Annotated in this window: 25 protein-coding genes and 1 tRNA gene; 13 read left to right on the forward strand and 13 right to left on the reverse strand. The window is 63.9% G+C overall.

Annotation, left to right across the window (positions count from 1 at the left end; all coding sequences use genetic code 11):
• Nucleotides 1-9: 9 nt before the first annotated feature.
• The 5 genes from AC0L20_RS05065 (at nt 10) to AC0L20_RS05085 (ending at nt 4,552) form a co-directional block, all read left to right on the forward strand.
• Nucleotides 10-1,299, forward strand: a complete 1,290-nt coding sequence (locus AC0L20_RS05065) for an ABC transporter substrate-binding protein (RefSeq protein ID WP_473287671.1) — start codon at nt 10-12, stop codon at nt 1,297-1,299.
• Nucleotides 1,300-1,303: 4 nt separating this feature from the next.
• Entirely contained in the window at nt 1,304-2,263 is a 960-nt protein-coding gene (locus tag AC0L20_RS05070) for an ABC transporter permease (protein ID WP_473287672.1), read from the forward strand.
• 3 nt (nt 2,264-2,266) lie between these two features.
• Nucleotides 2,267-3,145, forward strand: a complete 879-nt coding sequence (locus tag AC0L20_RS05075) for an ABC transporter permease (RefSeq protein WP_027567789.1) — start codon at nt 2,267-2,269, stop codon at nt 3,143-3,145.
• Nucleotides 3,146-3,149: 4 nt separating this feature from the next.
• Nucleotides 3,150-3,881, forward strand: a complete 732-nt coding sequence (locus AC0L20_RS05080; RefSeq protein ID WP_473287853.1) for an aspartate/glutamate racemase family protein — start codon at nt 3,150-3,152, stop codon at nt 3,879-3,881.
• A gap of 176 nt (nt 3,882-4,057) precedes the next feature.
• Nucleotides 4,058-4,552 (forward strand): hypothetical protein, encoded by a 495-nt coding sequence (locus AC0L20_RS05085; protein ID WP_473287673.1) that lies wholly within the window; start codon nt 4,058-4,060, stop codon nt 4,550-4,552.
• Nucleotides 4,553-4,727: 175 nt separating this feature from the next.
• Here AC0L20_RS05085 and AC0L20_RS05090 read toward each other — a convergent pair whose 3' ends face one another.
• Together AC0L20_RS05090 and AC0L20_RS05095 are read right to left on the reverse strand one after the other, a co-directional pair.
• Nucleotides 4,728-5,108: a hypothetical protein gene (locus tag AC0L20_RS05090; protein WP_473287674.1), complete on the reverse strand. Its 381-nt coding sequence runs from the start codon at nt 5,106-5,108 to the stop codon at nt 4,728-4,730.
• A 103-nt stretch (nt 5,109-5,211) separates the two neighbouring features.
• Entirely contained in the window at nt 5,212-5,514 is a 303-nt protein-coding gene (locus tag AC0L20_RS05095) for a hypothetical protein (protein ID WP_473287675.1), read from the reverse strand.
• 141 nt (nt 5,515-5,655) lie between these two features.
• On the opposite strand from AC0L20_RS05095, the gene AC0L20_RS05100 reads away from it, so the two are divergent.
• A complete protein-coding gene (locus tag AC0L20_RS05100) occupies nt 5,656-5,820 on the forward strand; it encodes a hypothetical protein (protein WP_473287676.1) in 165 nt (54 codons plus the stop codon).
• 2 nt (nt 5,821-5,822) lie between these two features.
• On the opposite strand, the gene AC0L20_RS05105 is transcribed toward AC0L20_RS05100, so the two are convergent.
• Both AC0L20_RS05105 and AC0L20_RS05110 read right to left on the reverse strand, forming a co-directional pair.
• Nucleotides 5,823-6,353, reverse strand: a complete 531-nt coding sequence (locus tag AC0L20_RS05105; RefSeq protein WP_027567784.1) for a gamma carbonic anhydrase family protein — start codon at nt 6,351-6,353, stop codon at nt 5,823-5,825.
• A 90-nt stretch (nt 6,354-6,443) separates the two neighbouring features.
• Complete coding sequence (locus AC0L20_RS05110) at nt 6,444-6,773, reverse strand: DUF6949 family protein (protein ID WP_473287677.1); 330 nt, start codon at nt 6,771-6,773, stop codon at nt 6,444-6,446.
• A gap of 219 nt (nt 6,774-6,992) precedes the next feature.
• Here AC0L20_RS05110 and AC0L20_RS05115 point away from each other — a divergent pair, with 219 nt between their 5' ends.
• Nucleotides 6,993-7,700 carry a hypothetical protein gene (locus AC0L20_RS05115; RefSeq protein ID WP_473287678.1) on the forward strand — a complete coding sequence of 236 codons (708 nt, stop codon included), beginning with the start codon at nt 6,993-6,995 and terminating at the stop codon, nt 7,698-7,700.
• 154 nt (nt 7,701-7,854) lie between these two features.
• On the opposite strand, the gene AC0L20_RS05120 is transcribed toward AC0L20_RS05115, so the two are convergent.
• The 3 genes from AC0L20_RS05120 to cysE form a co-directional block, all read right to left on the reverse strand.
• Nucleotides 7,855-9,048 carry an FAD-binding domain gene (locus AC0L20_RS05120; protein ID WP_473287679.1) on the reverse strand — a complete coding sequence of 398 codons (1,194 nt, stop codon included), beginning with the start codon at nt 9,046-9,048 and terminating at the stop codon, nt 7,855-7,857.
• A 94-nt stretch (nt 9,049-9,142) separates the two neighbouring features.
• Nucleotides 9,143-9,361 carry a DUF3126 family protein gene (locus AC0L20_RS05125; RefSeq protein ID WP_007602550.1) on the reverse strand — a complete coding sequence of 73 codons (219 nt, stop codon included), beginning with the start codon at nt 9,359-9,361 and terminating at the stop codon, nt 9,143-9,145.
• Between the two features lie 179 nt (nt 9,362-9,540).
• Nucleotides 9,541-10,365 (reverse strand): serine O-acetyltransferase, encoded by an 825-nt coding sequence (cysE, locus tag AC0L20_RS05130; RefSeq protein ID WP_007602549.1) that lies wholly within the window; start codon nt 10,363-10,365, stop codon nt 9,541-9,543.
• A 275-nt stretch (nt 10,366-10,640) separates the two neighbouring features.
• Between cysE and AC0L20_RS05135 the strand changes: the two genes are divergently transcribed.
• Nucleotides 10,641-11,999, forward strand: coding sequence for a hypothetical protein (locus AC0L20_RS05135; RefSeq protein ID WP_473287680.1), 1,359 nt, complete (start codon nt 10,641-10,643; stop codon nt 11,997-11,999).
• A gap of 132 nt (nt 12,000-12,131) precedes the next feature.
• Here the strand turns inward: AC0L20_RS05135 and AC0L20_RS05140 are convergent, their stop codons facing one another.
• From AC0L20_RS05140 to AC0L20_RS05150, 3 genes are all read right to left on the reverse strand, one after another.
• Nucleotides 12,132-12,377 (reverse strand): hypothetical protein, encoded by a 246-nt coding sequence (locus AC0L20_RS05140; protein ID WP_473287681.1) that lies wholly within the window; start codon nt 12,375-12,377, stop codon nt 12,132-12,134.
• Nucleotides 12,378-12,705: 328 nt separating this feature from the next.
• On the reverse strand, nt 12,706-13,461 hold the full coding sequence (locus AC0L20_RS05145) for an alpha/beta fold hydrolase (RefSeq protein WP_473287682.1): 756 nt from the start codon (nt 13,459-13,461) through the stop codon (nt 12,706-12,708).
• Nucleotides 13,462-13,495: 34 nt separating this feature from the next.
• The gene (locus tag AC0L20_RS05150) at nt 13,496-14,632 is read right to left on the reverse strand and encodes a hypothetical protein (RefSeq protein ID WP_473287683.1); all 1,137 of its coding nucleotides are present in this window, start codon (nt 14,630-14,632) and stop codon (nt 13,496-13,498) included.
• Between the two features lie 304 nt (nt 14,633-14,936).
• Between AC0L20_RS05150 and AC0L20_RS05155 the strand changes: the two genes are divergently transcribed.
• Together AC0L20_RS05155 and AC0L20_RS05160 are read left to right on the forward strand one after the other, a co-directional pair.
• Nucleotides 14,937-15,182 (forward strand): zinc-finger domain-containing protein, encoded by a 246-nt coding sequence (locus AC0L20_RS05155; RefSeq protein ID WP_007602543.1) that lies wholly within the window; start codon nt 14,937-14,939, stop codon nt 15,180-15,182.
• Between the two features lie 19 nt (nt 15,183-15,201).
• Nucleotides 15,202-16,404 (forward strand): FAD-dependent monooxygenase, encoded by a 1,203-nt coding sequence (locus tag AC0L20_RS05160; RefSeq protein ID WP_473287684.1) that lies wholly within the window; start codon nt 15,202-15,204, stop codon nt 16,402-16,404.
• Between the two features lie 15 nt (nt 16,405-16,419).
• On the opposite strand, the gene AC0L20_RS05165 is transcribed toward AC0L20_RS05160, so the two are convergent.
• On the reverse strand, nt 16,420-16,854 hold the full coding sequence (locus tag AC0L20_RS05165) for a twin-arginine translocation pathway signal (RefSeq protein ID WP_473287685.1): 435 nt from the start codon (nt 16,852-16,854) through the stop codon (nt 16,420-16,422).
• 189 nt (nt 16,855-17,043) lie between these two features.
• Here AC0L20_RS05165 and AC0L20_RS05170 point away from each other — a divergent pair.
• Nucleotides 17,044-17,132: transfer RNA gene (locus AC0L20_RS05170), tRNA-Leu, on the forward strand.
• 160 nt (nt 17,133-17,292) lie between these two features.
• Nucleotides 17,293-18,543, forward strand: coding sequence for a multidrug effflux MFS transporter (locus AC0L20_RS05175; protein WP_473287686.1), 1,251 nt, complete (start codon nt 17,293-17,295; stop codon nt 18,541-18,543).
• 204 nt (nt 18,544-18,747) lie between these two features.
• Here the strand turns inward: AC0L20_RS05175 and AC0L20_RS05180 are convergent, their stop codons facing one another.
• Nucleotides 18,748-20,343, reverse strand: a complete 1,596-nt coding sequence (locus AC0L20_RS05180; RefSeq protein ID WP_473287854.1) for a glycosyltransferase family 39 protein — start codon at nt 20,341-20,343, stop codon at nt 18,748-18,750.
• 242 nt (nt 20,344-20,585) lie between these two features.
• The gene (locus AC0L20_RS05185; protein WP_456769311.1) at nt 20,586-22,193 is read right to left on the reverse strand and encodes an ABC transporter substrate-binding protein; all 1,608 of its coding nucleotides are present in this window, start codon (nt 22,191-22,193) and stop codon (nt 20,586-20,588) included.
• Nucleotides 22,194-22,473: 280 nt separating this feature from the next.
• On the opposite strand from AC0L20_RS05185, the gene AC0L20_RS05190 reads away from it, so the two are divergent.
• A complete protein-coding gene (locus AC0L20_RS05190) occupies nt 22,474-23,604 on the forward strand; it encodes a M20/M25/M40 family metallo-hydrolase (protein ID WP_473287687.1) in 1,131 nt (376 codons plus the stop codon).
• Nucleotides 23,605-23,639: the final 35 nt, after the last annotated feature.

A 23,639-nucleotide genomic window follows, 5' to 3' on the forward strand; every position in this document is an offset into this window, starting at 1 on the left:
GTGAGTGATATGACCGAAACGACCAGGAAGAAGGGCCTTAGCCGCCGCACGCTACTCAAGAGCACCGCGGGTCTCGCTGGCCTTGCCGCCGGCTCCGGCGCCATCACCGGCTTTCCCTATGTGATGTCGGCCGAGCCGAAGGTGCTGCGCTATCTCGGCACCGCCGTGAACGAGGGCGGCGAGATCTCCAAGCAGTGCCTGAAGGACACCGGCATCAAGATCGAATACATCACCGCGACCACCGACGACGTCACCAAGCGCGTGATGACCCAGCCGAACTCCTTCGACGTGCTGGACACCGAATATTTCGCGCTGAAGAAGATCGTGCCCTCGGGCAACATCCTTGCCCTCGACGCCAGGAAGATCAAGGAATTCGACAACATCACGCCGGTCTTCACCAAGGGCCAGACGCCCGGCGGCAAGAAGATCGGCGGCCAGGGCACCGCGCCCTGGAAAGTGCTCTATCTCGAAGGCAAGGACTCCAAGAAGTTCGCGACGTCCGCGACCGAATTCGTCACCCTGATCCCGACCGTCTACAACGCCGACACGCTCGGCATCCGCCCCGACATCATCAAGCGTCCGATCAGCTCGTGGGCAGAGTTGCTCAATCCCGAATTCAAGGGCAAGGCCTCGATCCTCAACATCCCCTCGATCGGCATCATGGATGCCGCGATGGTCGTGGAAGCCACCGGCAAGTACAAATATGCCGACAAGGGCAACATGACCAAGGAAGAGATCGATCTCACCATGAAGGTGATGACCGAGGCCAAGAAGGCCGGCCAGTTCCGCGCCTTCTGGAAAGACTTCAACGAGAGCGTCAACCTGATGGCCTCGGGCGAGACCGTCATCCAGTCGATGTGGTCGCCGGCGGTGACGAAGGTCCGCTCGATGGGGATTGCCTGCACCTTCCAGCCGCTCAAGGAAGGCTATCGCTCCTGGGCCTCGGGCTTCTGCGTTTCCAAGGGCGTCTCGGGTGCGAAGCTCGAATGGGCCTATGAGTTCGTCAACTGGTTCCTGTCCGGCTACGCCGGCGCCTATCTCAACCGCCAGGGCTACTACTCAGCCGTGCTCTCCACCGCAAAGGCGCATATGGAGCCTTACGAGTGGGCCTACTGGATGGAAGGCAAGGCGGCCGAGAAAGACATCAAGGCGCCGGACGGCTCGCTGCTCGAAAAGGCCGGCGCCGTGCGCGACGGCGGCTCCTACGAGGACCGCATGGGTGGCGTGGCGTGCTGGAACGCCGTGATGGACGAGAACGACTACATGGTCCGCAAGTGGAACGAGTTCATCGCGGCGTAATTTGATGGACACGTCAGAGGACATCCTGCAACAGGCATCCCCGGACCTGGTCCGGGGATCGGAGACGGCGCGCCGCCGCAAAGCGGCGCGGCTGTCACCCTCCTTCATCTCCTGGCTTCAGGCCGGGCCGATGATGCTGGTGTTCCTCGCCTTCTTCCTGATCCCGCTCGTCTTCGTCGTCATCGTCTCGTTCTGGGACTACAACGAATATCAGTTGCTGCCGGCCTTCTCGGGCCGCGGCTACACCGACACGTTCGAGGGCTGCATCGCGCAGCTCCCCGATCTCTGCACCATCGCCAAGACTTATCTGAAGACGCTGAAGCTGTGCTTCCTCGTGTGGATCATCACACTCTTCATCGGCTTCTGGGTCGCCTACTTCCTCGCCTTCCACGTCAAATCCAAAACCTGGCAGATGGGACTGTCACTGCTCTGCACGATTCCGTTCTGGACCTCCAACGTGATCCGCATGATCGCCTGGATCCCGCTGCTCGGGCGCAATGGCCTTGTCAACTCAGGCTTGGTCAAGACGGGGCTGATCAACCATCCCGTTGAATGGCTGCTGTTCTCCGAATTCTCCGTGGTGCTGGCGCTGGTGCACCTCTTCACCTTCTTCATGGTGGTGCCGATCTTCAACTCGATGGTGCGCATCGACAAATCGCTGATCGAGGCTGCCTATGACGCCGGCGCGACCGGCTTCCAGACGCTCGTCAACGTCATCATCCCGCTCGCCAAGCCCGGCATCGTGATCGGCTCGATCTTCGTCATCACCATCGTGATGGGCGACTTCATCACCATCGGCGTAATGGGTGGCCAGCAGATCGCGGCAGCCGGCAAGATCATCGAGACGCGGGTGAACGCGCTGCAATTCCCGGCCGCCGCGGCCAACGCCGTGATCCTGCTCGTCATCACGTTCCTGATCATCACCATGATGTCGCGCATCGTCGACATCAAGAAGGAGCTCTAGAGCATGAAGGAAGGACGCCCGCGCTCTTTCTACGTGCTTGCGATCTTCTTCGCAGCCTACACGCTGTTTCTCTACGGCCCGATGATCGCGATCTACGTGCTGTCGTTCCAGGGGCCGCAGGGCGGCCTCACCTTCCCGATGAACGGTGTGTCGACTTTCTGGATCGCAAAACTGTTCCAGGGCACCGGCATCGTCGATCTCGGCGCGGCCTTTCGCCGTTCGCTGCTGCTCGGCATTATCGTGATGATCGTTACCGTCGTGCTGTCGGTCGCCGCGGGCATGGCGTTTCGCCGCAAGTTCAAGGCGCAGAGCATTTTGTTTTATTCGGCGATCGCGAGCCTGATCGTGCCCTCGATCATCACATCGCTCGGCATCTCGCTCGAATTCCGCATCATCGACGATCTGATCAAGGCGCATTGGAACGAGAATTTCGAGACCTCGATGGGGCTGCTCACCTCGGGCCTCGGTGCACATTTGACCTGGACACTGCCGTTCGGCCTGCTCATCATGTTCGCGATCTTCAACCGCTTCGACCCGCGCCTCGAGGAAGCCGCGCGCGATCTCGGCGCGACGCCGTGGCAGGCCTTCCGTCATGTTGTGCTGCCGATCATCCTGCCTTCGGTGATCGGTATCGGCCTGTTCGGCTTCACCCTCTCCTGGGACGAGCTCGCACGCTCCAGCCAGGCGATCGGTGCGGTGAACACGTTGCCGCTCGATCTCCAGGGCCTCACCACCACCGTGACCAACCCCGACATCTATGCGCTCGGCACCGTGATCTCCGCCGTCTCGTTCACGGTGATCAGCCTTGCGCTCGGCACGATCCACGTGTTGAACAGGCGGCAGGCGGCCAAAGGCTCGGACGCCGGCAAAGGGCTTGTCTGATCTGATGCGACTCCACGTCGTCAACCCCAACACTACGGCGTCGATGACGGCGAAGATCGCCGCCGCGGCGCGCAGCATCGCCCTGCTCGACACATTGATCGACGCGCGCCAGCCGGCGATGGGTCCGGTTTCGATCGAGGGATTTTACGACGAGGCCTTCGCCGTCCCCGGCATGCTCGGCTGCATCCGCGAGGCCGATCGCGACGGCGCGGATGCCCACATCATCGCCTGCTTCGACGACACCGGCCTCGACGCCGCGCGCGCCGCGGCAAAGGCACCGGTGATCGGCATTGGCGAGGCGGCCTTCCACATGGCAAGCCTGATCGCCGCGCGCTTCGCCGTGGTGACGACGCTCGGTGTCTCCATCGTGCCGATCGAGCATAATTTGCGAAAATACGGCCTGGCTGAGCGCTGCGCCCGCGTCCGCGCCGCCGAGGTGCCGGTGCTCGCGTTGGAGGAGCGCAACACCGACGCGCTCGCAAAAATCTCCACGGAGATCACAGCCACGATCCGCGACGACCGCGCGGAGGCCATCGTGCTCGGTTGCGCCGGTATGGCCGATCTCGCCAATGAACTCGCCGCCACGCACGGCCTGCCCGTGATCGACGGCGTCGCCGCCGCGGTGACCTTGGCGGAATCACTGGTGCGACTGGGACTGAAAACCTCCCGGCTCGGACCCTACGCGGCGCCCCGCTCGAAGACCTATTCAGGTCCGTTTTCGCCGTTTCAGCCCTGATCTCTGCCCCTGACGGGCGTTCGGAGGCGTCAAGGCCTCATGATTGTTGGTTTTTTTGCTCTTAGCCTCTTTTTGGTCCCATTCCTTGCCGAAACGTAACGCTTTCGGGACACCCGGCGGCCTCAGGGTTGCCGGTCTTCGCCACTCACCAAGTTTCAATTTGGGTTTTGTCAGCGATGATCGATCTCGCAGAGGACGCACCGTCCAACCCGCTTCTTCGCCTCGGCGCCCAGCCCATCGCGCTGACCGCCGCCGCCCTCCTCCTGCTGATCGCCGGTGTGACCTCGATCGCGATCTGGCGCGCCTATACCGGCTCAGCTCCTGAGACCGACCGGGTGGTGGCGTCGCGGCAGCTTCAGGCTCGCACCGCACAGGCGTCCGAGCAGCTGGTCGAGAAGACCAAGGGGCTGGAGGCAACGCAGCAGGAATCGATTGACCAGCTTCAGGTCGTGCAGGACCAGCTTCAGAGTGTGAAGCGCTTGCTCGCATTCCAGCAGGCCGACACCAAGCGTCTGTCCGAGCAGGTCACGACACTGAACGAATCCATCGACGGCCTGCGGCAATCCTTCGCCAGCACCCGGGCGAGCGAGGCGGAGACTCCCTCGGTTACCCGCAGGAAACCTGCACGGCATCGTGTCCATGCCAGTGCACGCAAGCGCTCGCGCGGCTGAGCAGCCGGCGCCGCCTAAATTTTTGGACTTGTGAACTGGATCACATTCGCCCGTGTGATTCCAAGCGATGCTCGCCGTTACCGGATGGCGTGAGCCGATTTCAATGTCCGGGGCTGGCAAGGTCGTTGACGGTATATTGCGTCAGCGACCTTGTTTTTTTAACGGGTACCGCCGCCTATTCGCAGACATCCACGGGGCGGATGCGCCAGCCCGACGGCGTCATGACGCGCTTGCGCACGACGTAGCAGCCGCCATAGCCACCATCGTCGTAGCCGGTACCATAGTAATAGGGATCGCCGTAATACGGTTGGCCGTAGCCGTAATAGCTGCCGTAATAACCCGCGCCGGCGATACCCGCCCCGATGGCGATTCCCGGCCAGAAGCCGCCGCCGCGCCAGCCGCCTCCGTGGCCCCAACCTCCGCCATGGCCCCAGCCTCCGCCATGGCCCCAACCGCCGCCACCGTGGCCGAAACCGCCCCGCGCCTGGGCCGCCTGTGGGGCTGACAGCCCGACTATCGCAACGGCCAGCGCCGCCATCATCATCTTGCGTAACATCACTCGATCCTCCGCGTGGAGACGCTCCACGCTTCAAAGCAGGATCAAGCTAATCGGCTTTGGGCGTTCCTGACAGCTTCACTGTCTCACTTCCGCGCGAGCGTCAGCAGCCGCGGCAGATGCTCTTGAGCTTCTTGTCGAGCAGCCGGTTCTCGGCGTTGACGGCGGCGTCGGTGGATCCACCTGCGCCGGTCCCGGTGGTGGTTCCGGAGGTGGCATTCGCTCCCGATGATTGCGCCGTCCCCAGGCTGTTGGTCCCGGGCGACGGAGCCGGAGAATTAGCCACACCTCCGGCCGATCCCGCAGAGCCGCCGGTGGCTTGCGCGAACGCTGCGGCCGGCATCGCGGCAAGGGCGAAGATCACGATCGCGGACTTGATTGAACGGGCTGTGGGCAATCTGGCCATTGAATTCTCCTTCGCCGGTCAACCGCCGCAGCAATGACCGGTTCCGGAACAAATGCCGTCGCATCAGCTTGAAACCGGGAGGGCGGGCACGATCACGCTCAGGCTGATCTTCGGCTCCGGAAACAGGAAGGCGCAGTCACGATGAACGATCGCGATGCTTTTGCAGAAGGCGAACGCGCGGCGCGTAAGAACATTCCGGCGGAAGCCAATCCGTACCAGGACGGCAGCGACGAGCATGCCCTATGGTCCGCGGGGCACGAGAAGGTCGCAAGCGCACTAGAAGCGCGCGAGTCCGAAGGAAGCTGAGCTCACCCGATCCGCTTGAGGCCCTTCGTGAAGCGCGGGCCGTTGGCAACGTAGAACTTCGCCGCGCTCCCCATCTTCTGCACCTGGGCGTCGTCGAGCGTGCGGATCACCCGCGCCGGCGAGCCGATGATCAGGGACCGTTCGGGAAATTCCTTGCCCTCGGTGATGACGGAGCCGGCGCCAACGATGCTGTTGCGGCCGATCCTGGCGCCGTTCATCACGATGGAGCCCATGCCGACGAGCGCGCCCTCCTCGATGGTGCAGCCGTGCAGGATGACGTTATGACCGACCGTACAGTTCCTGCCGATGTGAAGCGGAAAACCGAGATCGGTGTGGCAGGTCGAGCCGTCCTGCACGTTGGCGCCCTCGCCGATCTCGATCCACTCATTGTCGCCGCGCAGCACCGCGCCGAACCAGACGCTCGCGCCCGGCTTCAGGCGCACGCGGCCGATCACGGTGGCGGTCTCGGCGATGAAGTAGTTGCCGTCGGCGGGAAGGTCGGGCGCCTGCCCGTCGAGCTCGTAGATCGCCATGAGGGTCTCCTGTCGCGTCAACCCCAGCCATAGCGAAACGGCAGCCTTGACGCAAAGGGCCGCCGCGCGGGCAGCCCTACAGCGCGCGCATCAGACCAGAAAGCCGGCCGCGCGGAGCGTCATCAGGAAGAAGGTGCCGCTCATCATGCTCCAGAAGCCGGCGATGACGGTGGCCATCATCACGAATTCGACGCGACGGCTCTCCAGCTGCCTGCCGCGCAGGGTGTTGCGCATGATGATGAAGGGTGCCGCGAACACCAGGAACGGAACCGCCGCGAAGGTCTTCGGCGCCACGCCGTCCTGCAACAGACCGAAGCCGGCCGGCCGCTGTGCGACCGTCTGGTATCCGCTCACGAGCGCGCCCGCGAGCGCGAAACCGATGCCGATCGAGAAGAATGTATTGAGAGCTTCAGGTGTCATCGGAAGGTCCGCCCTTACGCAACGCGAGGTGCCTTCCTGTGACAAAGAGTGCCGGTTAACGCTACATTATCCTTAAGGGAAGGTTAACGCCGCCGGCCGTCCCACGCAGGCCTCTCTCCCTTCCCTGCAGCCGGTGAACGCTCCGCGAAACCGCCACCACGTGGCATATTCGCCGCTGATTCGTCGGCCATCGGCCGACTTCCGGCTCATTCGCGGCTCATGACGGTGTTTTCGGCAACCTCCCCTCAGTCTCCCCGGGCGCGCACCCGGGCCCACGTGATCCCGATCGTGCTCGGCGGCATTGCCGCGGTGTGCGCCGTCGCGCTCGTCGCCTATTTGTTGTGGCCGACCTGGGGCTCGAGCGGCGCGAGCGCCCCGGACAAGCTGCCGGTGAGCGTCGGCGGCACGCTGTTCAACCTGCCGACCAACGCGATCCGCATGAAGATCCAGCGCCACTCCGGGCCGCAGGAGCGGATCGATCTCGACTTCCTGTACCCTTCGCTGGAGGCGCCGGGCGCGCCGAAGCACGTCACCGCCGACAGCGTGGATGCGGCGATGCAGCCGATCGACCGCATCTTCCTGTCGATCGCCGCGCATCGCGATGCGCTCTCGCCCGAGCAGCGCACCGCCACGATCTATCCGCGCTATCTCGACCAAGCCGCGGCAATGCCCCAGGATGGGCTGACGATGCGGACGTTCCGCGCCGATACGCCGTACGGCAGCGAGGATCTCTACTCTGCCGCAAGTCCCGCGCTGACCGCGCGCTGCACCCGCGATGGCGCGACGCCCGGCATGTGCCTCGCCGAACGCCGCGTCGGCGGCGCCGACCTCACTTTCCGCTTTCCGCGGAGCTGGCTCTCGCAATGGCGCGATGCGGCGGAAGCGATGGAGAAGCTGACGGCGCAGTTGCGGGGACCGAAGGGGTAAGCGGCCCCGAGCCTCCAAAACAAAAACTGCGAAAACAACCCCATGCACAGTAGCCAAGTGCCTTGGCATGACTTCGTATTTTCAAGCCGGTTTGGGAAAACTCGCCCCCTCCCACAATTCGTCTCTTTCGAAAGAAATCAATGCCGCGGCCAATTCAAACGCCGATCTTCTTGCGATCGCGCCAGCGATAAGTCGGCAGATCCAGCTTGTCGGCAAGGTCTCGACCGATGGCGAGTCTCGCCGCGCCCGGCAACGAGAACGCCTTCACGACCTGATTGCGAAACCACAATCCCCATGACGTCCGCGGTGCAAATGCCGCGGCGAAGCGCTCCGCTCCGCGCTGCTTGGCGCCGATATAGCTGCGAAGGCGGGTCTCATAGGCGCTGAATGCTTCCTCGTGGCGCCCGTCGGCGCGCGCGAGCTCTCCCGCAAGCACATAGGCAGAGATCATGGCCAGCGCCGAGCCCTGCCCGGCGACGAGCGAGACGCAGAACGCTGCGTCTCCGATCAGCACGACGCGGCCCCGCGACCAGCCGTCCATCCTGATCTGGCTGACCCGGTCGCAATACAAATCGTCTGCGCGCTCGAGTTCGTTCAGAATGTCTGGGCATTCCCAGCCGGCGTCGCGATAGAGATCACGCAGCTGTGCCTTCTGCGCCGCAGGCGCGCCTGCATCACCGCGAAACACGAAGAGGAACAAGGTGCGATCATCGCGCAGCGCGAAACGGCCAACCATACGGCCCGGCCGGTTGTGCATCAGATACACATTCTCGTCGCGAGGGCGATAGCCGCGGGTCTCGAATGCCGCGACGCCATAGCCGAGATTTCTTTCGAACGTCCCGATCGAGCCGAACGCAAGGCGGCGCACCTGCGAATGCAGGCCGTCAGCACCGATCACGAGATCGAAACGTCGGCGCCCGCCGCGCCGCAACTGGACGTCGACCCAATCAGGCTGCTGCTCCAGGCCGACGATCTCCTCATCGAAGATCGTTTCAACACCATCGCGGACCGTACCGTACAGCAGGCGCGACAGATCGCTTCGTGCCAGAGTGACGTAACGCCCGCCTGTGAGATCGTCGAGGACGTTCGTACCAAATCCAGCGACACGCCGGCCGCGATCGTCGACGATCCGCATTTCCCTGGCGCGATAGCCGGTGCTTTCGATCGCCGGCAACAGCCCCATCCGCTCGGCGATGTCGTAGCCCAGTCCCCAGAAATCGATCACGTAGCCGCCACGACGAAGCGTGGGCGCGCGCTCCACCAGCGTCGGCTCGTAGCCTCCGGCACGCAGCCAATACGCGAGCGTCGGCCCGGCGATCCCCGCCCCGGAGATCAGCACTGTTCGCATGGACGGAATGTGGGAGGAGCGCCGGCCGATCGCACCGCCGCGTAAGACACTAAATGGTGAGGTCGGGAAGTTCCGCCTCACCGGTCGGGCCACATCACTCCTGGTCGACCAGATCGTCCTCGAGGATCGCCATCTGGAACTGGAACGAGCGATCATCGTCCTCGTCATCGACGAAGAGCACACCGATGAATTCCTCGCCGATATAGACCTCAGCAGAATCATCCTTCTTGGGCCGCGGCACGACGCGGATCTTGGGATTGCCGAATACGCGCTTCAGATACGCGTCGAGCTTCCTAACTTCCTTGACGTCCACGGCAAGTCTCCAATCGAAATCTGGGTTGGCGCGGGTTTTAGGACGAGACGCGACCAACCGCCAGCATGAATTGCCAAAGAATTTTTGGGGCGAAGGGGGCGGAAAATCCGCCCCCTTTCCGACAAGCTCGATGTCTCCTCTGAGAGACCCATCTCAAAGTCCCCTCTCAAAGTCCCGCCTCAGAGCCCCATGGCGTTGATCATCTGATCCATGGTGCGCGACGGCTCGGCGCAGCCGGCTTCGCCGACGACCTTGGCGGGCACACCTGCGACCGTCACGTTGTGCGGCACCGGCTTGACCACGACCGAACCCGCCGCGATGCGCGCGCAGTGACCGATCTCGATGTTGCCGAGGATCTTCGCGCCGGCGCCGATCAGGACGCCGTGGCGGATCTTCGGATGGCGGTCCTCGTTCTCCTTGCCGGTGCCGCCGAGCGTGACGCCATGCAGGATCGAGACGTCGTCCTCGATCAGCGCCGTCTCACCGCAGACGAAGCCGGTGGCGTGATCGAGGAAGATGCCGCGGCCGATGCGCGCGGCGGGATTGATGTCGGTCTGGAATACCGCAGACGCCCGGCTCTGCAGATAATACGCAAAATCCTTGCGGCCCTTCAGATAGAGCCAATGCGCGAGGCGGTGGGTCTGGATGGCGTGGAAGCCCTTGAAATAGAGCAACGGGTCGATGAAGCGCGAGGTCGCGGGGTCGCGGTCGTAGACGGCGACGAGATCGGCGCGGAAGGCGTTGCCGAGATCGGGATCGTCGCGCAGCGCCTCGTCATAGGTCTGGCGCACGAGATCGCCCGACAGCGCGGAGTGATCGAGCCGGTCGGCGACGCGATGGATCACCGCATCTTCCAGGCGGCTGTGATGCAGCACCGTCGAATAGATGAAGGTCGCAAGCTCCGGCTCGCGGTGGACGATGTCCTCCGCTTCGCCGCGGATCCGATCCCAGATCGGATCAAGCGTTGCGAGCTTTCCTCCCGGATTGACCTGATGCACTGCCATGAGATCTGCTCTTTCGAATTGGCTCGTTTCACTGGTTCTATAACACAGTCTAGGCGACAAAGTCCTGACGGGCTTGCCTGAGAGTGAACAGTGCGTTGCCCAGCGAGGGTATGCCAACACGTTGAATCACAAGAGTTTCTTCCGAGACCCCGGGCGGCAAGGTCGGCTCAAAATGGTCAGGGTTTCGCCAAATTCAAGCCGGGCGGTGTCAAACTATTGGTGAATTCCGCCTCAACGGTGATTGCGGGCATGGTCCGAGTGAGGACGGAGCGGATTTGACCATCACCACTGATCATGCGCGCGCGGGCGCCGCTGATACCCTCTGGCTGCGGCTGGCCGCGGTCGCCCTGCCGCTCCTGATGATCGCGCCGGCGTTCTGGAACGGCTATCCGCTGTTGCAATGGGATACCGGAGGCTATCTGGCGCGCTGGTACGAGGGCTATCTCGTCCCGAGCCGCTCCACCGTGTTCGGCATCTATCTGCACTATGGCGAGAGTTCTGGTTTCTGGATCAACCTCGCGGTCCAGTCGCTGGCGACGCTGTGGCTGTTGCAGCTCACCTTGCGCGTGCTCTCGATGATGCAGACGTTCCGTTTCGTCGCGATCAGCCTGCTCCTGATCCTGTCGACCGCGCTGCCCTGGCTTGCGAGCATGTTGCTCACCGACATTTTTGCAGGCTTGTCGGTGCTGTCGCTATTCCTGCTGGTCATCGGTGGGCAGCGGACCTCGGCGCTCGAAAAGATCACGCTGTTCGTCTTCACCGCCTTTGCCGCCGCGACCCACAGCGCCACGCTCGGCGTGCTGCTCGGTCTCTGCGTCGTCGGCTGGATGATGCGGCCATTTCTGCGCGCGCGTCTGCCCGTCGCAGGACTGGCGAAGGCGAGCCTGACCATCGTCGTGGGCGGGCTGATGCTGGTGTCAGCCAACCATGCGCTGTCAGGCAAATGGGCCTGGACGCCCGGCGGCACCGGCGTTGCCTTCGGCCGCATGATGCAGGACGGCATCGTTGCGCGTTATCTCAACGACCATTGCCCGCGTGAAAGACTCAAGCTCTGCCCCTATCGCGACCAATTGCCGGCGACCGCCGACGAATTCCTGTGGGGCAAGAGCATGTTCAACACGCTCGGCCGCTTCGAGGGCATGAACGACGAGATGGGCACCATCGTCGTGGGGTCGCTCGCCGACTATCCGGCCTGGCAGGCCGGCGCGGCGTTGCGGGCACTGGGCCAGCAATTGCTGCATGTCGCGACCGGCGAAGGCACCAATGGCTGGATCCCGCACACCCGCGGCATCATCGAACGCTATATCCCCTCACAGGCCGCGCCGATGCGGGCGGCGCGCCAGCAGCACTGGGCTCTCGATTTCGACACCATCAACTGGCTGCACGTGCCCGTCGCGCTCGCCTCGATGCTGGGGCTGCTCGCGCTGCTCGCCCATGCGCTCGCGATCCGCCGGCTCGACGACCTGACGCTGCTGGCGGCGACGGTGACTCTGGCGCTGCTCGGCAACGCCTTCATCTGCGCCGTCATCTCCGGCCCCCATGATCGCTACGGCGCGCGGATGGTGTGGGTTGCGACCTTCGTGGTGTTGATGGCGCTGACGCGCCGCTTTGGCGACGATGTCAAAGCACGATAAGACTGGGGTGACGGGGACATCCGGCAGCGTGCAGTTCTGCTCCTGCCCCCAAGGGAAATGTTCGCAGGTTCGTTGTGCCTTGCTAGTCGCACACTAATCGGAACGCGAATCCGGCGGGAGGCGGTCTGTCCGTCAAGCAAAGAAACCGTAGTTGATCTTCCAACCTGTGTTCTTTTTCAATTCTTCGTATAGGGCGTCAAAGCCCTGCGTTCTGCCATAGCCAGTAGCGCTGATATATTGAACGGGCCCATTCGTCTCGAAATAGAATTCAATTGCGCCGCCGCCCAAATTCTCCACGCGCTCCCAGGAGCCGTTGCAGCAAGGGTAGCGTCCATCTACTCCGAACAAGATGAGCCAGAGCCGAAGCGCAAAAGACATGTCGTCTCGAGCATCTACCGCAGCTGAAGGTTTCTCTGCCAGGTAGACAAACCGAACCCCGGGAAAAACCCGACTGAGCTGCAGTTGAACGTCAGCCACACTACCCAATGGAGTGCGGTCCGATTTGCGAATCACGCCACGCAATGACATTGGATACCTTGGTTATCGTGCGCGCAGGTAAGCGCAAGTCAATGTCGCCCCAGTCACATCGTACTGGGAGCTGTCGATCCTTCCTGCCCCGACGGCGGCCTGTCAACATCATAGACTTCTGCAACGCGGACGTGCCCCACGTCTCGCCAGACCCTAGTTCGTCTCAGGCAACTCGGTCTCACCCCCGCCGTGACAGAAACTCCAGCACACCGGTCTTGTAGACCTTGTCGCCGACCGCCCGCATGTGATCGCGCCCGGGAATGTCGAGCACTTCCGAACCCGGGATGATCGCACCGAGTGCGCTGGCCGAGCCCGCGACGTCGTCGCTGCTGCCAACCGCAATCAGCACGGGCACGTCGATGCGCGCAGCTTGCTCTTTCGTCATCAGGTCGCGCGTGCCGCGCAGGCACGCAGCGAGCGCACGGCGGTCGGAACGGGTCTGGTCCGCAAAAGCACGAAACGTGCGGCCGACGGGATCGGAGACGTCGTCGAGCGAGGGCGCTTCCAGCGCCTTCGCGACGTTCTCGCCGGGCCCGGTGCCCTCGATCAGGCCTCCTATGCCGATGCCGCCGAGGATTGCCGAACGCAGGCGCTGCGGCTCGTTGAGGGAGAGCCAGGCCGTCATCCGACCGCCCATCGAATAGCCCATGAGATCAGCCTGCGGGATGGCGAGGTGATCCATCAGCGCGAGCACGTCGCCCGCCATGGTCGGGATCGAGTACTGCGCGGGCTCGTAGAGCTTTGCGCTTTCGCCATGGCCGCGATTGTCGAGCGCAATGACGCGGCGGCCGTTCTTGCGCAGCTCCGAGACCCAGGTCGGATAGACCCAGTTCACGTTCTTGCTGGAGGCAAAGCCGTGCACCAGGATGATCGGATCGCCCTCGCCTTCGTCGAGATAGGCAATTTCAACGGCGCCGTTGTGAAAGCTCGGCATCATCAGTTCCGCAATCTTGAGGGGAAGAGGTATCTTAGGCCGTGACGGCAGCGCTTGCCAGAACGGCTTCGGCGGCGATCCGGGCCTGGCGAAGTCGCCGCGCCCGTCTGCGATCGCACCAGGCCTGGGTCAGGCGCTCCGTCGTCGCCTTGATCGAGGACAACAGGCCGAACAGCGTCAAGGCCGCACCGAACAGCCAGAGTGCAAGATTGAACGCCCCGCCGATCAGCAGCAGCGCGCCGCGGCCGAGCAGCTTCAGGATCGCGCGCGTCTTGCCGCCCTGCGCTTCCGCGAGCCGCGCCGCGCGTGCGACGTCCTTCGGACCTTCAGCGATGCGCAAGCTATCCATTGCGCCGCGCGTGCCGGTCTTCTCGACGACGCGCGTGACATCCTTGCCGAGCCGAACCAGCGCGCCGGCCTTTTCCGCGCGGAACGCCGCCTTGATCGCGCTCAAGGTCTGGCCCGGCCGCAGCACCGAGCCGGAGGCAACCGCGTTCTGGAGCATCGGCGTATCGACGACCTCGCGCGCGGACCGGCCGGCCCATGCCGCCAGTCCCTCGCCGAGCCGGCCCACCTTGCGCGCGTCCTTCACCAGCGTCAGCCCGGCGCGAACCGGCGCGGCACCGCCGACGGAGGCGTAGGTCACGGCCGTAACCGCGAGACCCGCGGCCGCGAGGCCCAGCACCAGGCGATCGGTCTCCTCGCCCATGGCGAGGTGCTTGCCCTCGCGCACGACGTCCCTGATATCGCCGATGACGAAGAGGTCGCCGGCCACGGTCCCCGACAGGCTCGCAACATCGTCCGCGTTGCCGGTGACGAGACCGGTGGCAAACCGTTTTGCGAAATGCGAGGTGGAATTTTCGGCTTTGACCGCGTCGCCGACACGGCTCAGGAGGTCGTCAGGCAGCGCGATGTTGCGGTCGCGCGCCAACGCGACAAAACTGTCGGCAAGATCGGCATCGCCCGATGCGAGCGCGATCTCGATGTTGTCCTGGATCAGGCGGTCGTTGTGCCGCAGCAGCGCGTCGAGCTTGATCTCGGAGAGCGCGGCGGGATCGTCCTGGGCGGCCAGAATCGCGCCGGCCTCGCGGGCATGGGGTGCTACCTGCGCGAGCATGAAGCCGCACGCCACGATACCGGTCAACGCTGTGCTGATTCGCAACCATTTCATGCGGAGAGCCTGGACGGTCCTGAGATCGTTGACGCCTGACGGTTCGTCTTTCGTCGCAATTACGCTCGTCCAGAGACATAGTATGCCAAAATTGCGACACAACGTCCCCGACGAAAGAAGGGCTTCTCTCAGGCCGTAAGATTGTGTCGAATTTGCATGAGCAAATGAGCATGGGGCATTGCGGGGCTTTCGGTTCCGCTGGGCTAGCAATCATCCACACCCACCAGTATGGTCCGCGGCGCCTTAATAATGCCGCGTCAGTCGTGATTGTGTCTGCCGCCATTGCCACTCCAGGATGAGTACGATGTCCGACCATGTCGTCCCGCACTTCCACAACGATGCCGGTGTCCCCGTCATCGAAATCGGCTCGCAAGAGTTCATGTGCGTGGGCGCCAACCCTCCGTTCGATCATCCGCACGTCTTCCTCGACCTCGGCAACGACAACGAGATCATCTGCCCCTACTGCTCGACGCTGTACCGTTTCGCCGCCGACCTGAAGGCGGGCGAAGCCCGTCCGCCGGAATGCGTCCTGAAGGACAAGGTGGCCTGACCGCTGCCATCGGTCAGGGGTGGCGCTCTCCCGAACGATTGTCATCGCCGGTGCCGGCATAGGTGGACTGACGGCTGCGCTTGCGCTCGCGGCCCGCGGCTTCCGCATCGTCGTACTGGAAAAGGCCGAGCGGCTCGAGGAAGTCGGCGCCGGTCTGCAACTCTCTCCCAATGCCAGCCGCGTGCTGGTCGAGCTCGGCCTCACCGAGCGCCTCAAGCTGCGTGCCGTGATCCCGGAGGCGGTCTCGATCATGAGCGCGCGGGCCGGCGGCGAACTCCTGCGCATGCCGCTGGGAGAAGCCGCCGCCGCGCGCGCCGGCGCCCCCTATTGGGTGGTGCACCGCGCCGACCTGCAATCCGCACTCGCCGGCGCAGTCTCCGACCATCCCGATATCGACCTGAAACTCGGCGCGACCTTCGAAGACGTCGCGCCTCACGCCAAGGGGCTGACGGTCGTCCATCGCAGCGGCACGATCCGGCGCAGCGATCTCGCCAGTGCGCTGATCGGTGCCGACGGCATCTGGTCGACGGTGCGCCAGCATCTGTTTCCGGAGGTGCAGCCGCGCTTCTCCGGGCTGATCGCCTGGCGCGGCACGCTCGATGCCACGCAGCTGCCGAAGGACTACACCGCGCGCCGGGTCCAGCTCTGGATGGGCCCGAATGCCCATCTCGTTGCCTACCCGATCGCGGGCGGACGCCAGATCAACGTGGTCGCGGTGCTGCCGGGCACCTGGAACAGACCGGGCTGGAGCACGCCCGGCGATCCCCTCGAGGTGATGGACGCCTTCGCCGCGCCGCGCTGGCCGCCCGCGGCGCGCATGATGCTCGCCACGGTCGATAGCTGGCGGAAATGGGCGCTGTTCGGCGTGCCTGACGACTGCCCCTGGAGCAAAGGCCCGGTCGCGCTGCTCGGCGACGCCGTGCATGCGATGCTGCCGTTTGCGGCCCAGGGCGCCGGCATGGCGATCGAGGACGCCGCGGTGCTCGCGCAGCATTTGAGCCCTGAGGTCGCCGAGAGCACCGCGGGCATCGCGGCTGCGCTGAGACAATACGGCCGTACGCGCCAGGCGCGCGTGCGGCGGGTGCAGCGGACCGCGCGGCAGCAGGGCCGCATCTATCATTTCACCGGGCCGCTCGCCTACGCGCGCGATCTTGCGGTCCGCGCCCTCGGCCCGGAACGCATGCTGGCACGGCAAGACTGGATTTACGGCTGGCGACCCTGATGCGAGGCGCTGGTTTCAGCGCACTGCTCTTGTCGATTTCGCCCCAGGCCTGATCGGGCCAAGATCGGCTGCGGGCGCCGGCGCAGCGGCCGGCTTCGCTTCGGGCGGCGTTTCCCGGCACTTGTTGCGGCGCCAAGCGTCCTCGGCCATCTGCGCCCGCCCGCGGACCCCGACGTAGTCGTTGCGATAGGCAAGCTCCGACACGACGGCGCCGCCCGCGCCGGTCTCTGCCTTGTCCATCAGCCTCTGCAACTCCATGGTGCGGCTAGCGAGCGACTTGCGCTCGCCTTCGAGCTGCTTGCAATCGTACAATTCGTACCTGCCGGGATCGGCAAACGCCGGAGCGACCGTCTCGCTCATGCCGGCGCAGCCGGACTGCGCGAAGCCGGCCGCGAGCAGTGCGGCGGCCACGCAGCACTTGCGCAGGCGATATTGGATCAAAGCAGACATCGAATCAAAGCTGACATGTCGGATGAATAGTCCCCGTCGATTGAGAATGCCTAAAGCAACAACACATGTCCGGATTGAGGCTTTGCCTTGTGCCCCCGGCTCGCCTAAGGAAGAACCGCCCCTCCGGCCTGCAAACGCCAATTCCAGACCGCCGGCAAGGGACTTAAGTGATTGATCTCGTTGGATCAAGCGGGCATGGCGGAATTGGTAGACGCAAGGGACTTAAAATCCCTCGGCGCGCAAGCGCTGTGCCGGTTCGACCCCGGCTGCCCGCACCACGAAAGCTGCGCGGACGATCCCGCCGCGCGCCGCGGCCGCGAGCGCTGATACCTCATCAACTCCTGTCTGCTCCTGCACCGCCTGCCAGCCATCCCGAATCATCGCTTGTGCAACGCAGCATCGGGGTTAGACAAGGGCCTCAAATCAGAGGTGAGCTACTTGTCCGACGTCAATGCCGACGATTGGGTGTCCTCGGGACACCGCCCCATGGGTTTTCCCGAATTCGTCATCGTGATTGCGTCGATCATGGCGCTGAATCCGCTTGCGATGGACATGATGCTCCCGGCGCTGCCCAACATTGGGTCGGCCTTCAACATCCCCGTCGCCAACCATCTTCAGCTGGTGCTGTCGACCTTCCTGATCGGCTTTGGCGCGGGCCAGTTCGTCATGGGACCGCTGTCGGATCGCTTCGGCCGCCGCCCGGTGCTGCTCGGCGGGATGGCGGTCTATGCGGTGGCGAGCGTGCTGGCGATTGCCGCGCCGTCGTTCGAGACATTGCTGCTGGCGCGCGCACTGCAGGGCTTCGGCACCTCGGCGACGCGCGTGATCGCGACCTCGATCGTGCGTGACTGTTACGTCGGCCGCCGCATGGCGAGCGTGATGTCGCTTGCGATGATGATCTTCATCGCCGTCCCCGTGATCGCCCCCTCGTTCGGACAGGCGGTGCTGCTGGTGACGGCGTGGCGCGGCATCTTCGTCGTGCTGATGCTCTACGGCCTGCTCGCGCTTGCATGGTCCGTGCTGCGGCTTCCGGAGACCCTGCCTGAGAGCGAACGCAGGTCGCTCGCGCCGGCCGACGTGCTCACGGCCTACTGGCAGACCGTGACCCATCGCCAAACCCTCGGCTACGCGCTCGCCGCCGGCAGCGTCATGGGTGCGCTGTTCGCCTACGTCTTCTCGGCCCAGCAAGTTTTTGTCGGCATCTATCATCTCGGCCATTATTTTCCGCTCGCCTTCGCCGCCATCGCGGCCGGCACCGCCATTGCCGGCTTCCTCAATGCGAGATTCGTCGGGACCCTCGGCATGCGCGTGATCTCGCACGGCGCACTGACGCTCTACACCGCGGTGGCGGGCGTGATGCTGCTGACCGAAAGCCTCGGCGCGTTGCCGCTTCCCCTGTTCATGGTGCTCTCGGCGCTGATGATGTTCTCGTTCGGCATGATGGTCGCCAACTTCACCGCACTCGCCATGGAGCCGCAGGGCCACATCGCCGGCACGGCGTCCTCGCTCTACGGCTCGATCACGACGCTGATCGGCATCGCCGTCGGCATGGCGATCGGACAAAGCTTCGACGGCACGCTGCTGCCGTTCTCGGTCGGCTTCTTCGTGTCGTCACTCGCCGCGCTCGCGATCGTGCTGGTGGTGGAGAGGGGACGGCTTTTCAAGCCGCATCATCGCACCACCGGCTGAGGAACTTCGCGGCGCTCTCGATGTTGTACTGCAACAATTTGAAAAGGCGCTTCAATGGAACCGAAACACCGTAAAGACCACGACGCCGCGGAGCGGGCGAAGACGGAACGCACGCCGTCGAGCGCCGAAACGACCGGCTTCACCGTGCCATTCGCAAGTGAAGGGCTCGAGCGGGTCCGCGACAGCCACTGTTGAGCAAGACGTCTATTCCGTTGCGCGCCTGCTGGCGCTGAAATCGTCCGCAACGCCCTCGGGTGCCGCGCCGCTCCCACGGGGCGGCACCATCAGCACAACCACTTCCCGCGTGAGACCGGGCCGGCCCCATAGCTGCGCCTGGACGATAAATTCCCGCTTGACGAAGTGCCCGGCACGCCCGGCCACCCCGTCCATCCACCGGCTGCAATCATCCTGATCGCGGAAACAGAGCGCGGCCCAGCCGCGGTCCAGCGTCGTCTTGCGCGGCAAGCCCCCGGGATCTTGATCCTCGAACGGCAGCACGTAGTGCGGGTGGTCCGGGCTGTAGAAGGCCAACGCGAAGGCCAGCGCATCGTCGCCGCTGACGGCGGCGAGCGGCTCGCCCGTCAGTTCGCGCCACTCGCGTGTCAATTCTCTGGCCGCCTCCGCGTAGAAATTACGCCCCTCCTCGTACCCGTGATCGTTGCGGTAGACGGCATGGATCGGCGCGGCGACGAGGACGGCCGTGAGCGCAACGCCGGCCACTACCAAAGTGAGGTTGACGGTGTAAAAGCGCTCGATCGGATAATTTGTGCCGCAGACCACGAGAATGGCGAACAGAAACAATCCCTGCAAAGCCCAGAGCGACGGCAGATCGGTGCCTATCGCGAGCGAGACCAGAACCGGCAGCGCGATCGTGCCGACGGCAACGTAAAAGAGGAGCCGCAGGCCCGGATTCATCGCCGCGAAATCGTCCGGAAACTGCTTCAGCCGCGTGCCGGCGATGAACATCCAGCTGACGGCTGACACACTGATGGCAGCCAACAGCCCCAGAAGGAAGTTCCTGGCCTCACCGAGCGAGCTCAACGCAGTGCCGTTGGCATGGTTCAGCGCGTAGCTGAAGGTCGGTGCCCCCGTCGTGGCGAGCCAATGAACATGCGGTGACAGCGCCGCAAGCCCGACGACGACCGAGATCCAGGGCGAGGCGGACGTGAAATAGGCGCGTCGCGCCGGATGCGCCAGCGCGGCAAACGTGAAGCTCGCAACAAGGAAGATCGAATAATATTTGCCGGCCATGGCCAGCGCCGTCGTGACTCCCACCGCGATCGCCCACGACGCCGCGCGGGTCTCGAATGCGCGCAGGAAGCACCACGTCGCCAGCGGCCAGACGGCCAGCAGCACCGCATTGGCATTGAAGCGCTGGGCATGGAATTGATAGGCCGGCGTCAGCATCAGGAGCAACAGCACCAGGACGCGCTTGTGCCCCGTCACGAATTGCCGCGCGATCCGGTCGACGAAGACCAGCGCAAGCCCGGCATTGGTCATCGCCATCAATTGCAGCGACCACTCGCTGAGCGGAAAGATGGCGCTCCAGCTCGCGGCAACCCAGCCGGTCAATGGCGGATGCTTGGGGTAGCCCCACGCGAAATGCCGCCCCAGCGTCCAGGCCTCCAGCGTATCGGGGTGCAGACCGCCGCCGGCATAGGCGACCGCCAGATACAGTGTCCAGATCGCGACGAAGCAGGCGATGAGAAGCGGCACGGCCCAGCCCGTCTCGACGTCATCAAGCCAACGCAGGAATGGCCGGCGCCATCGCGCCGGCGCGCGATCGGACCGTTCGGCCATCGCCTGGAATGCAAAATCGATCGGCACTGGAATCAAATGGAAGAAGGAAGATGATGCGCAAGGACGGCACATCTAGTTCAGTACGGAAACAAATAGCAATGATTGGAAACTGGAAAAGTTTGAATTCACCGCCTTCTCAGCCGGCGCGAGGTCGACAAACGACCAAGATCGACAAACGACAACGGCGCCGCTGATGACAGCGGCGCCGCATGATGATCCGGACGAAAGGAAGAACTTTCGCCCTACTCCGACTTGTCGACGTTCCAGAACAGCGGGGTCGCGGGACCGTCGAGCACGCCGGTCAGCGATTTACGCCAGCCGCTCGGCAGGAGATACTGTCCCAGCGGGATGTAAATCACCTGCTCATAGGCTTCCTTCTGGATGTCAGCGGCGATCTTCTTCTGATCGTCGAGCGAGGCGGCGCGAACGAAGTCGTCCTTGAGCTTTTCGATCTTGGCGTTCTCGGCCCAGCCGAACCAGCCCTTCTTGCCCTGGCCGCCGATCGAGAGATTGGCGATCGGGTTGGAGACGTCGGCCGCGACCCAGTTGGTGAAGAACATGTTCCAGCCGCCCTCCTTCGGAGGCTTCTGGCTGGCGCGGCGGCTCACCACCGTCTGCCAATCGGTCGCTTGCAGGTCGACCTTGAAGCCGGCCTCGCGCAGCAACTGAGCCGCAACGATCGGCTGCGCCTTCAGCGTCGTGACATCGCCGGGAGCCATGATCACGATCGGGGTGCCGTCATAGCCGGATTCGGCGAGCGCCTTCTTGGCTTCGGCCATGCCGTTGCCCTTCACCAGGGTCTCGGCACCGGCCTCGGTCGCGAACGGCGTATCGCACACGAAGAAGGCGCCGCAAACCTTCTGATATTTGGCGTTGCCGACGAGCGCGTCGAGAACGTCCTTCTGGTTTATCGCCAGAAAGGCAGCACGGCGCACTTTGACATTATCGAACGGCGGATAAAGGAAGTTCATCCGGCCGAGCGTCTGGAAACCGAACTTGTTCGAGACCTCGATCGTGATCTCCTTGTTCGCTTCCAGCAACGGGAGCATGTCGTAAGGCAGGTTTTCCACGAAGTCGATGTCGCCCGACTGCAAGGCGTTCACCGCGGTCTGCGAGTCCGGCATGGTGATCCACTCGACGCGGTCGACCTTCACCACCTTGCCACCGGAGGTCCAGCTCGACGGCTCCTTGCGCGGCACGTAGTCGGTGTTCTTGACGTAGACCGCCTTCACGCCCGGCTGGAATTCCGACTGCACGAACTTGAAAGGACCCGAGCCGATCTGCTCGGGGATCTGCTTGTCCGGCGGCGTCTCGGCGAGGCGCTTCGGCATCATGAAAGCAACGCGGGAGGACGGCTTGCCGATCGAGTCGAGCACGAGGCCGTAGGGCTCCTTCAGCTTCAGCGTGATGGTCTTGGCATCGGTCGCCTCGATGCTCGCGGTGAAGTCGAGCAGTTTCTGGCCCATGCCGTCGACTGCGGCCCAGCGCTTGAGCGAGGCAACGCAGTCCTCCGCCGTCACCGGCGCACCGTCATGCCACTTCAGGCCGTCGCGCAGCGTGAACGTATAGGTGAGCTTGTCGTCGGAGATCTTCCAGTCCGCCATCTGCGGCTGGATCTTGAAGTTCGAATCGGGCGCCACGAGCGTGTCGTAGATCATGTAGCCATGGTCGCGCGTGATGTAGGCCGTGGTGAAGATCGGATCGATGATGCGCAGATCCGAATGCATCACCGCGGTGATGGTCTTGCCGGCCGCAAGCACCGGCGAGGCCAGTGCGGTCGAAAGCGCGACGACCGACAGCGCAAGTTTGGAGGCGAACGCGCGAGGCCCCCGGCGCATCAACTTAAACATAAAAAGTTCTCCTGACGTGAAACTGTTCAAAGGCAGGTTATTGATTGAGCATCCGGTTCGTTCTTTAGGCGAACTAACCTCATGCAATGCCTTTATCTTTTCGAGACTTGCAGACAGTGCCGAGCGCGTCAATCCGGTTTCGCTGCAAGCCCAAGCGGCGCGCGCACGGGCTCCACAAGGATCGGTTTGGCTCTACAACGCTCTCCGCCTGTCCTGCCCCGCGCCAATGCAATGCGCGTTCCATGTTCCGAAGCCCAAGAGACATTCGAGAGACATTGAGATGAATCCAGCCAATCTTCCCTTCGATTCCGAAGCGATGCTCCAGGGCCTGCGCGGCTGGGTGGAATGCGAAAGCCCGACCTGGGACGCGAGCGCCGTGAACCGCATGCTCGATATCGCAGCGCGGGAGATGGCGATCATGGGTGCGACGATCGAGCGCATCGCCGGTCGTCAGGGCTTTGGCGGCGTGATCCGCGCCCGCTTTCCGCATCCGAAGCAAGGCGAGCCCGGTATCCTGATTGCCGGACACATGGATACCGTCCACCCCACGGGCACCATTGAGAAGCTGAAATGGCGCCGCGACGGCAGCAAGTGCTACGGACCCGGCATCTACGACATGAAGGGCGGCAATTATCTGTCGCTGGAAGCGATCCGCCAACTGGCCCGCGCCTCGTTCACGACGCCGCTGCCTATCACCGTGCTGTTCACGCCCGACGAGGAAGTCGGCACACCCTCCACGCGCGATATCATCGAGGCGGAAGCCGCGCGCAACAAATACGTGCTGGTGCCCGAGCCCGGCCGCGCCGACAACGGCGTCACTACCGGACGTTACGCCATCGCGCGTTTCAATCTCGAGGCGACCGGCCGGCCCAGCCACGCCGGCGCGACCTTGTCGGCGGGCCGGTCTGCTATCCGCGAGATGGCGCGGCAAATCCTCGCGATCGACGCGATGACGGGCGAGGACTGCACGTTCTCCGTCGGCGTCGTGCACGGGGGTCAATGGGTCAATTGCGTTGCCACGACCGCCACCGGCGAAGCGCTTTCGATGGCCAAGCGCCAAGCCGACCTCGATCGCGGCGTCGAGAGGATGCTGGCGCTCTCGGGTACAACCAATGATGTCACCTTCAAGGTGACGCGCGGCGTGACACGTCCGGTCTGGGAGCCTGATGCCGGCACCATGGCGCTTTATGAAAAGGCGCGCGGGATCGCCAAGTCACTCGGCGCAGAACTGCCGCATGCGAGCGCCGGCGGCGGCTCCGACGGCAATTTTACCGGCGCAATGGGCATCCCGACTCTCGACGGCCTGGGCGTGCGTGGCGGCAACGGCCACACGCTCGAAGAGTATATCGAGGTTGAAAGTCTGGTCGAACGCGGCCGGCTGATGGCGGGGCTGCTCGCGACTCTGGAGTAACGGTGCGAGCCACATCGCCAAAACCGGGCCAGATC

It is taken from the genome of Bradyrhizobium sp. Kon58 (assembly GCF_055807455.1).

What these genes read in the sequence shown, in the direction of transcription:
- AC0L20_RS05140 (WP_473287681.1), bottom strand. Translation starts at nt 12,377, where the DNA reads ATGTCTTTTGCGCTTCGGCTCTGGCTCATCTTGTTCGGAGTAGATGGA.
- AC0L20_RS05065 (WP_473287671.1), top strand. Translation starts at nt 10, where the DNA reads ATGACCGAAACGACCAGGAAGAAGGGCCTTAGCCGCCGCACGCTACTC.
- cysE (WP_007602549.1), bottom strand. Translation starts at nt 10,365, where the DNA reads ATGGCAGTGCATCAGGTCAATCCGGGAGGAAAGCTCGCAACGCTTGAT.
- AC0L20_RS05150 (WP_473287683.1), bottom strand. Translation starts at nt 14,632, where the DNA reads ATGAAATGGTTGCGAATCAGCACAGCGTTGACCGGTATCGTGGCGTGC.
- AC0L20_RS05105 (WP_027567784.1), bottom strand. Translation starts at nt 6,353, where the DNA reads ATGGCGATCTACGAGCTCGACGGGCAGGCGCCCGACCTTCCCGCCGAC.
- AC0L20_RS05080 (WP_473287853.1), top strand. Translation starts at nt 3,150, where the DNA reads ATGCGACTCCACGTCGTCAACCCCAACACTACGGCGTCGATGACGGCG.
- AC0L20_RS05185 (WP_456769311.1), bottom strand. Translation starts at nt 22,193, where the DNA reads ATGTTTAAGTTGATGCGCCGGGGGCCTCGCGCGTTCGCCTCCAAACTT.
- AC0L20_RS05120 (WP_473287679.1), bottom strand. Translation starts at nt 9,048, where the DNA reads ATGCGAACAGTGCTGATCTCCGGGGCGGGGATCGCCGGGCCGACGCTC.
- AC0L20_RS05100 (WP_473287676.1), top strand. Translation starts at nt 5,656, where the DNA reads ATGAACGATCGCGATGCTTTTGCAGAAGGCGAACGCGCGGCGCGTAAG.
- AC0L20_RS05095 (WP_473287675.1), bottom strand. Translation starts at nt 5,514, where the DNA reads ATGGCCAGATTGCCCACAGCCCGTTCAATCAAGTCCGCGATCGTGATC.
- AC0L20_RS05155 (WP_007602543.1), top strand. Translation starts at nt 14,937, where the DNA reads ATGTCCGACCATGTCGTCCCGCACTTCCACAACGATGCCGGTGTCCCC.
- AC0L20_RS05085 (WP_473287673.1), top strand. Translation starts at nt 4,058, where the DNA reads ATGATCGATCTCGCAGAGGACGCACCGTCCAACCCGCTTCTTCGCCTC.
- AC0L20_RS05070 (WP_473287672.1), top strand. Translation starts at nt 1,304, where the DNA reads ATGGACACGTCAGAGGACATCCTGCAACAGGCATCCCCGGACCTGGTC.
- AC0L20_RS05110 (WP_473287677.1), bottom strand. Translation starts at nt 6,773, where the DNA reads ATGACACCTGAAGCTCTCAATACATTCTTCTCGATCGGCATCGGTTTC.
- AC0L20_RS05090 (WP_473287674.1), bottom strand. Translation starts at nt 5,108, where the DNA reads ATGTTACGCAAGATGATGATGGCGGCGCTGGCCGTTGCGATAGTCGGG.
- AC0L20_RS05075 (WP_027567789.1), top strand. Translation starts at nt 2,267, where the DNA reads ATGAAGGAAGGACGCCCGCGCTCTTTCTACGTGCTTGCGATCTTCTTC.
- AC0L20_RS05145 (WP_473287682.1), bottom strand. Translation starts at nt 13,461, where the DNA reads ATGCCGAGCTTTCACAACGGCGCCGTTGAAATTGCCTATCTCGACGAA.
- AC0L20_RS05190 (WP_473287687.1), top strand. Translation starts at nt 22,474, where the DNA reads ATGAATCCAGCCAATCTTCCCTTCGATTCCGAAGCGATGCTCCAGGGC.
- AC0L20_RS05115 (WP_473287678.1), top strand. Translation starts at nt 6,993, where the DNA reads ATGACGGTGTTTTCGGCAACCTCCCCTCAGTCTCCCCGGGCGCGCACC.
- AC0L20_RS05180 (WP_473287854.1), bottom strand. Translation starts at nt 20,343, where the DNA reads ATGGCCGAACGGTCCGATCGCGCGCCGGCGCGATGGCGCCGGCCATTC.
- AC0L20_RS05165 (WP_473287685.1), bottom strand. Translation starts at nt 16,854, where the DNA reads ATGTCTGCTTTGATCCAATATCGCCTGCGCAAGTGCTGCGTGGCCGCC.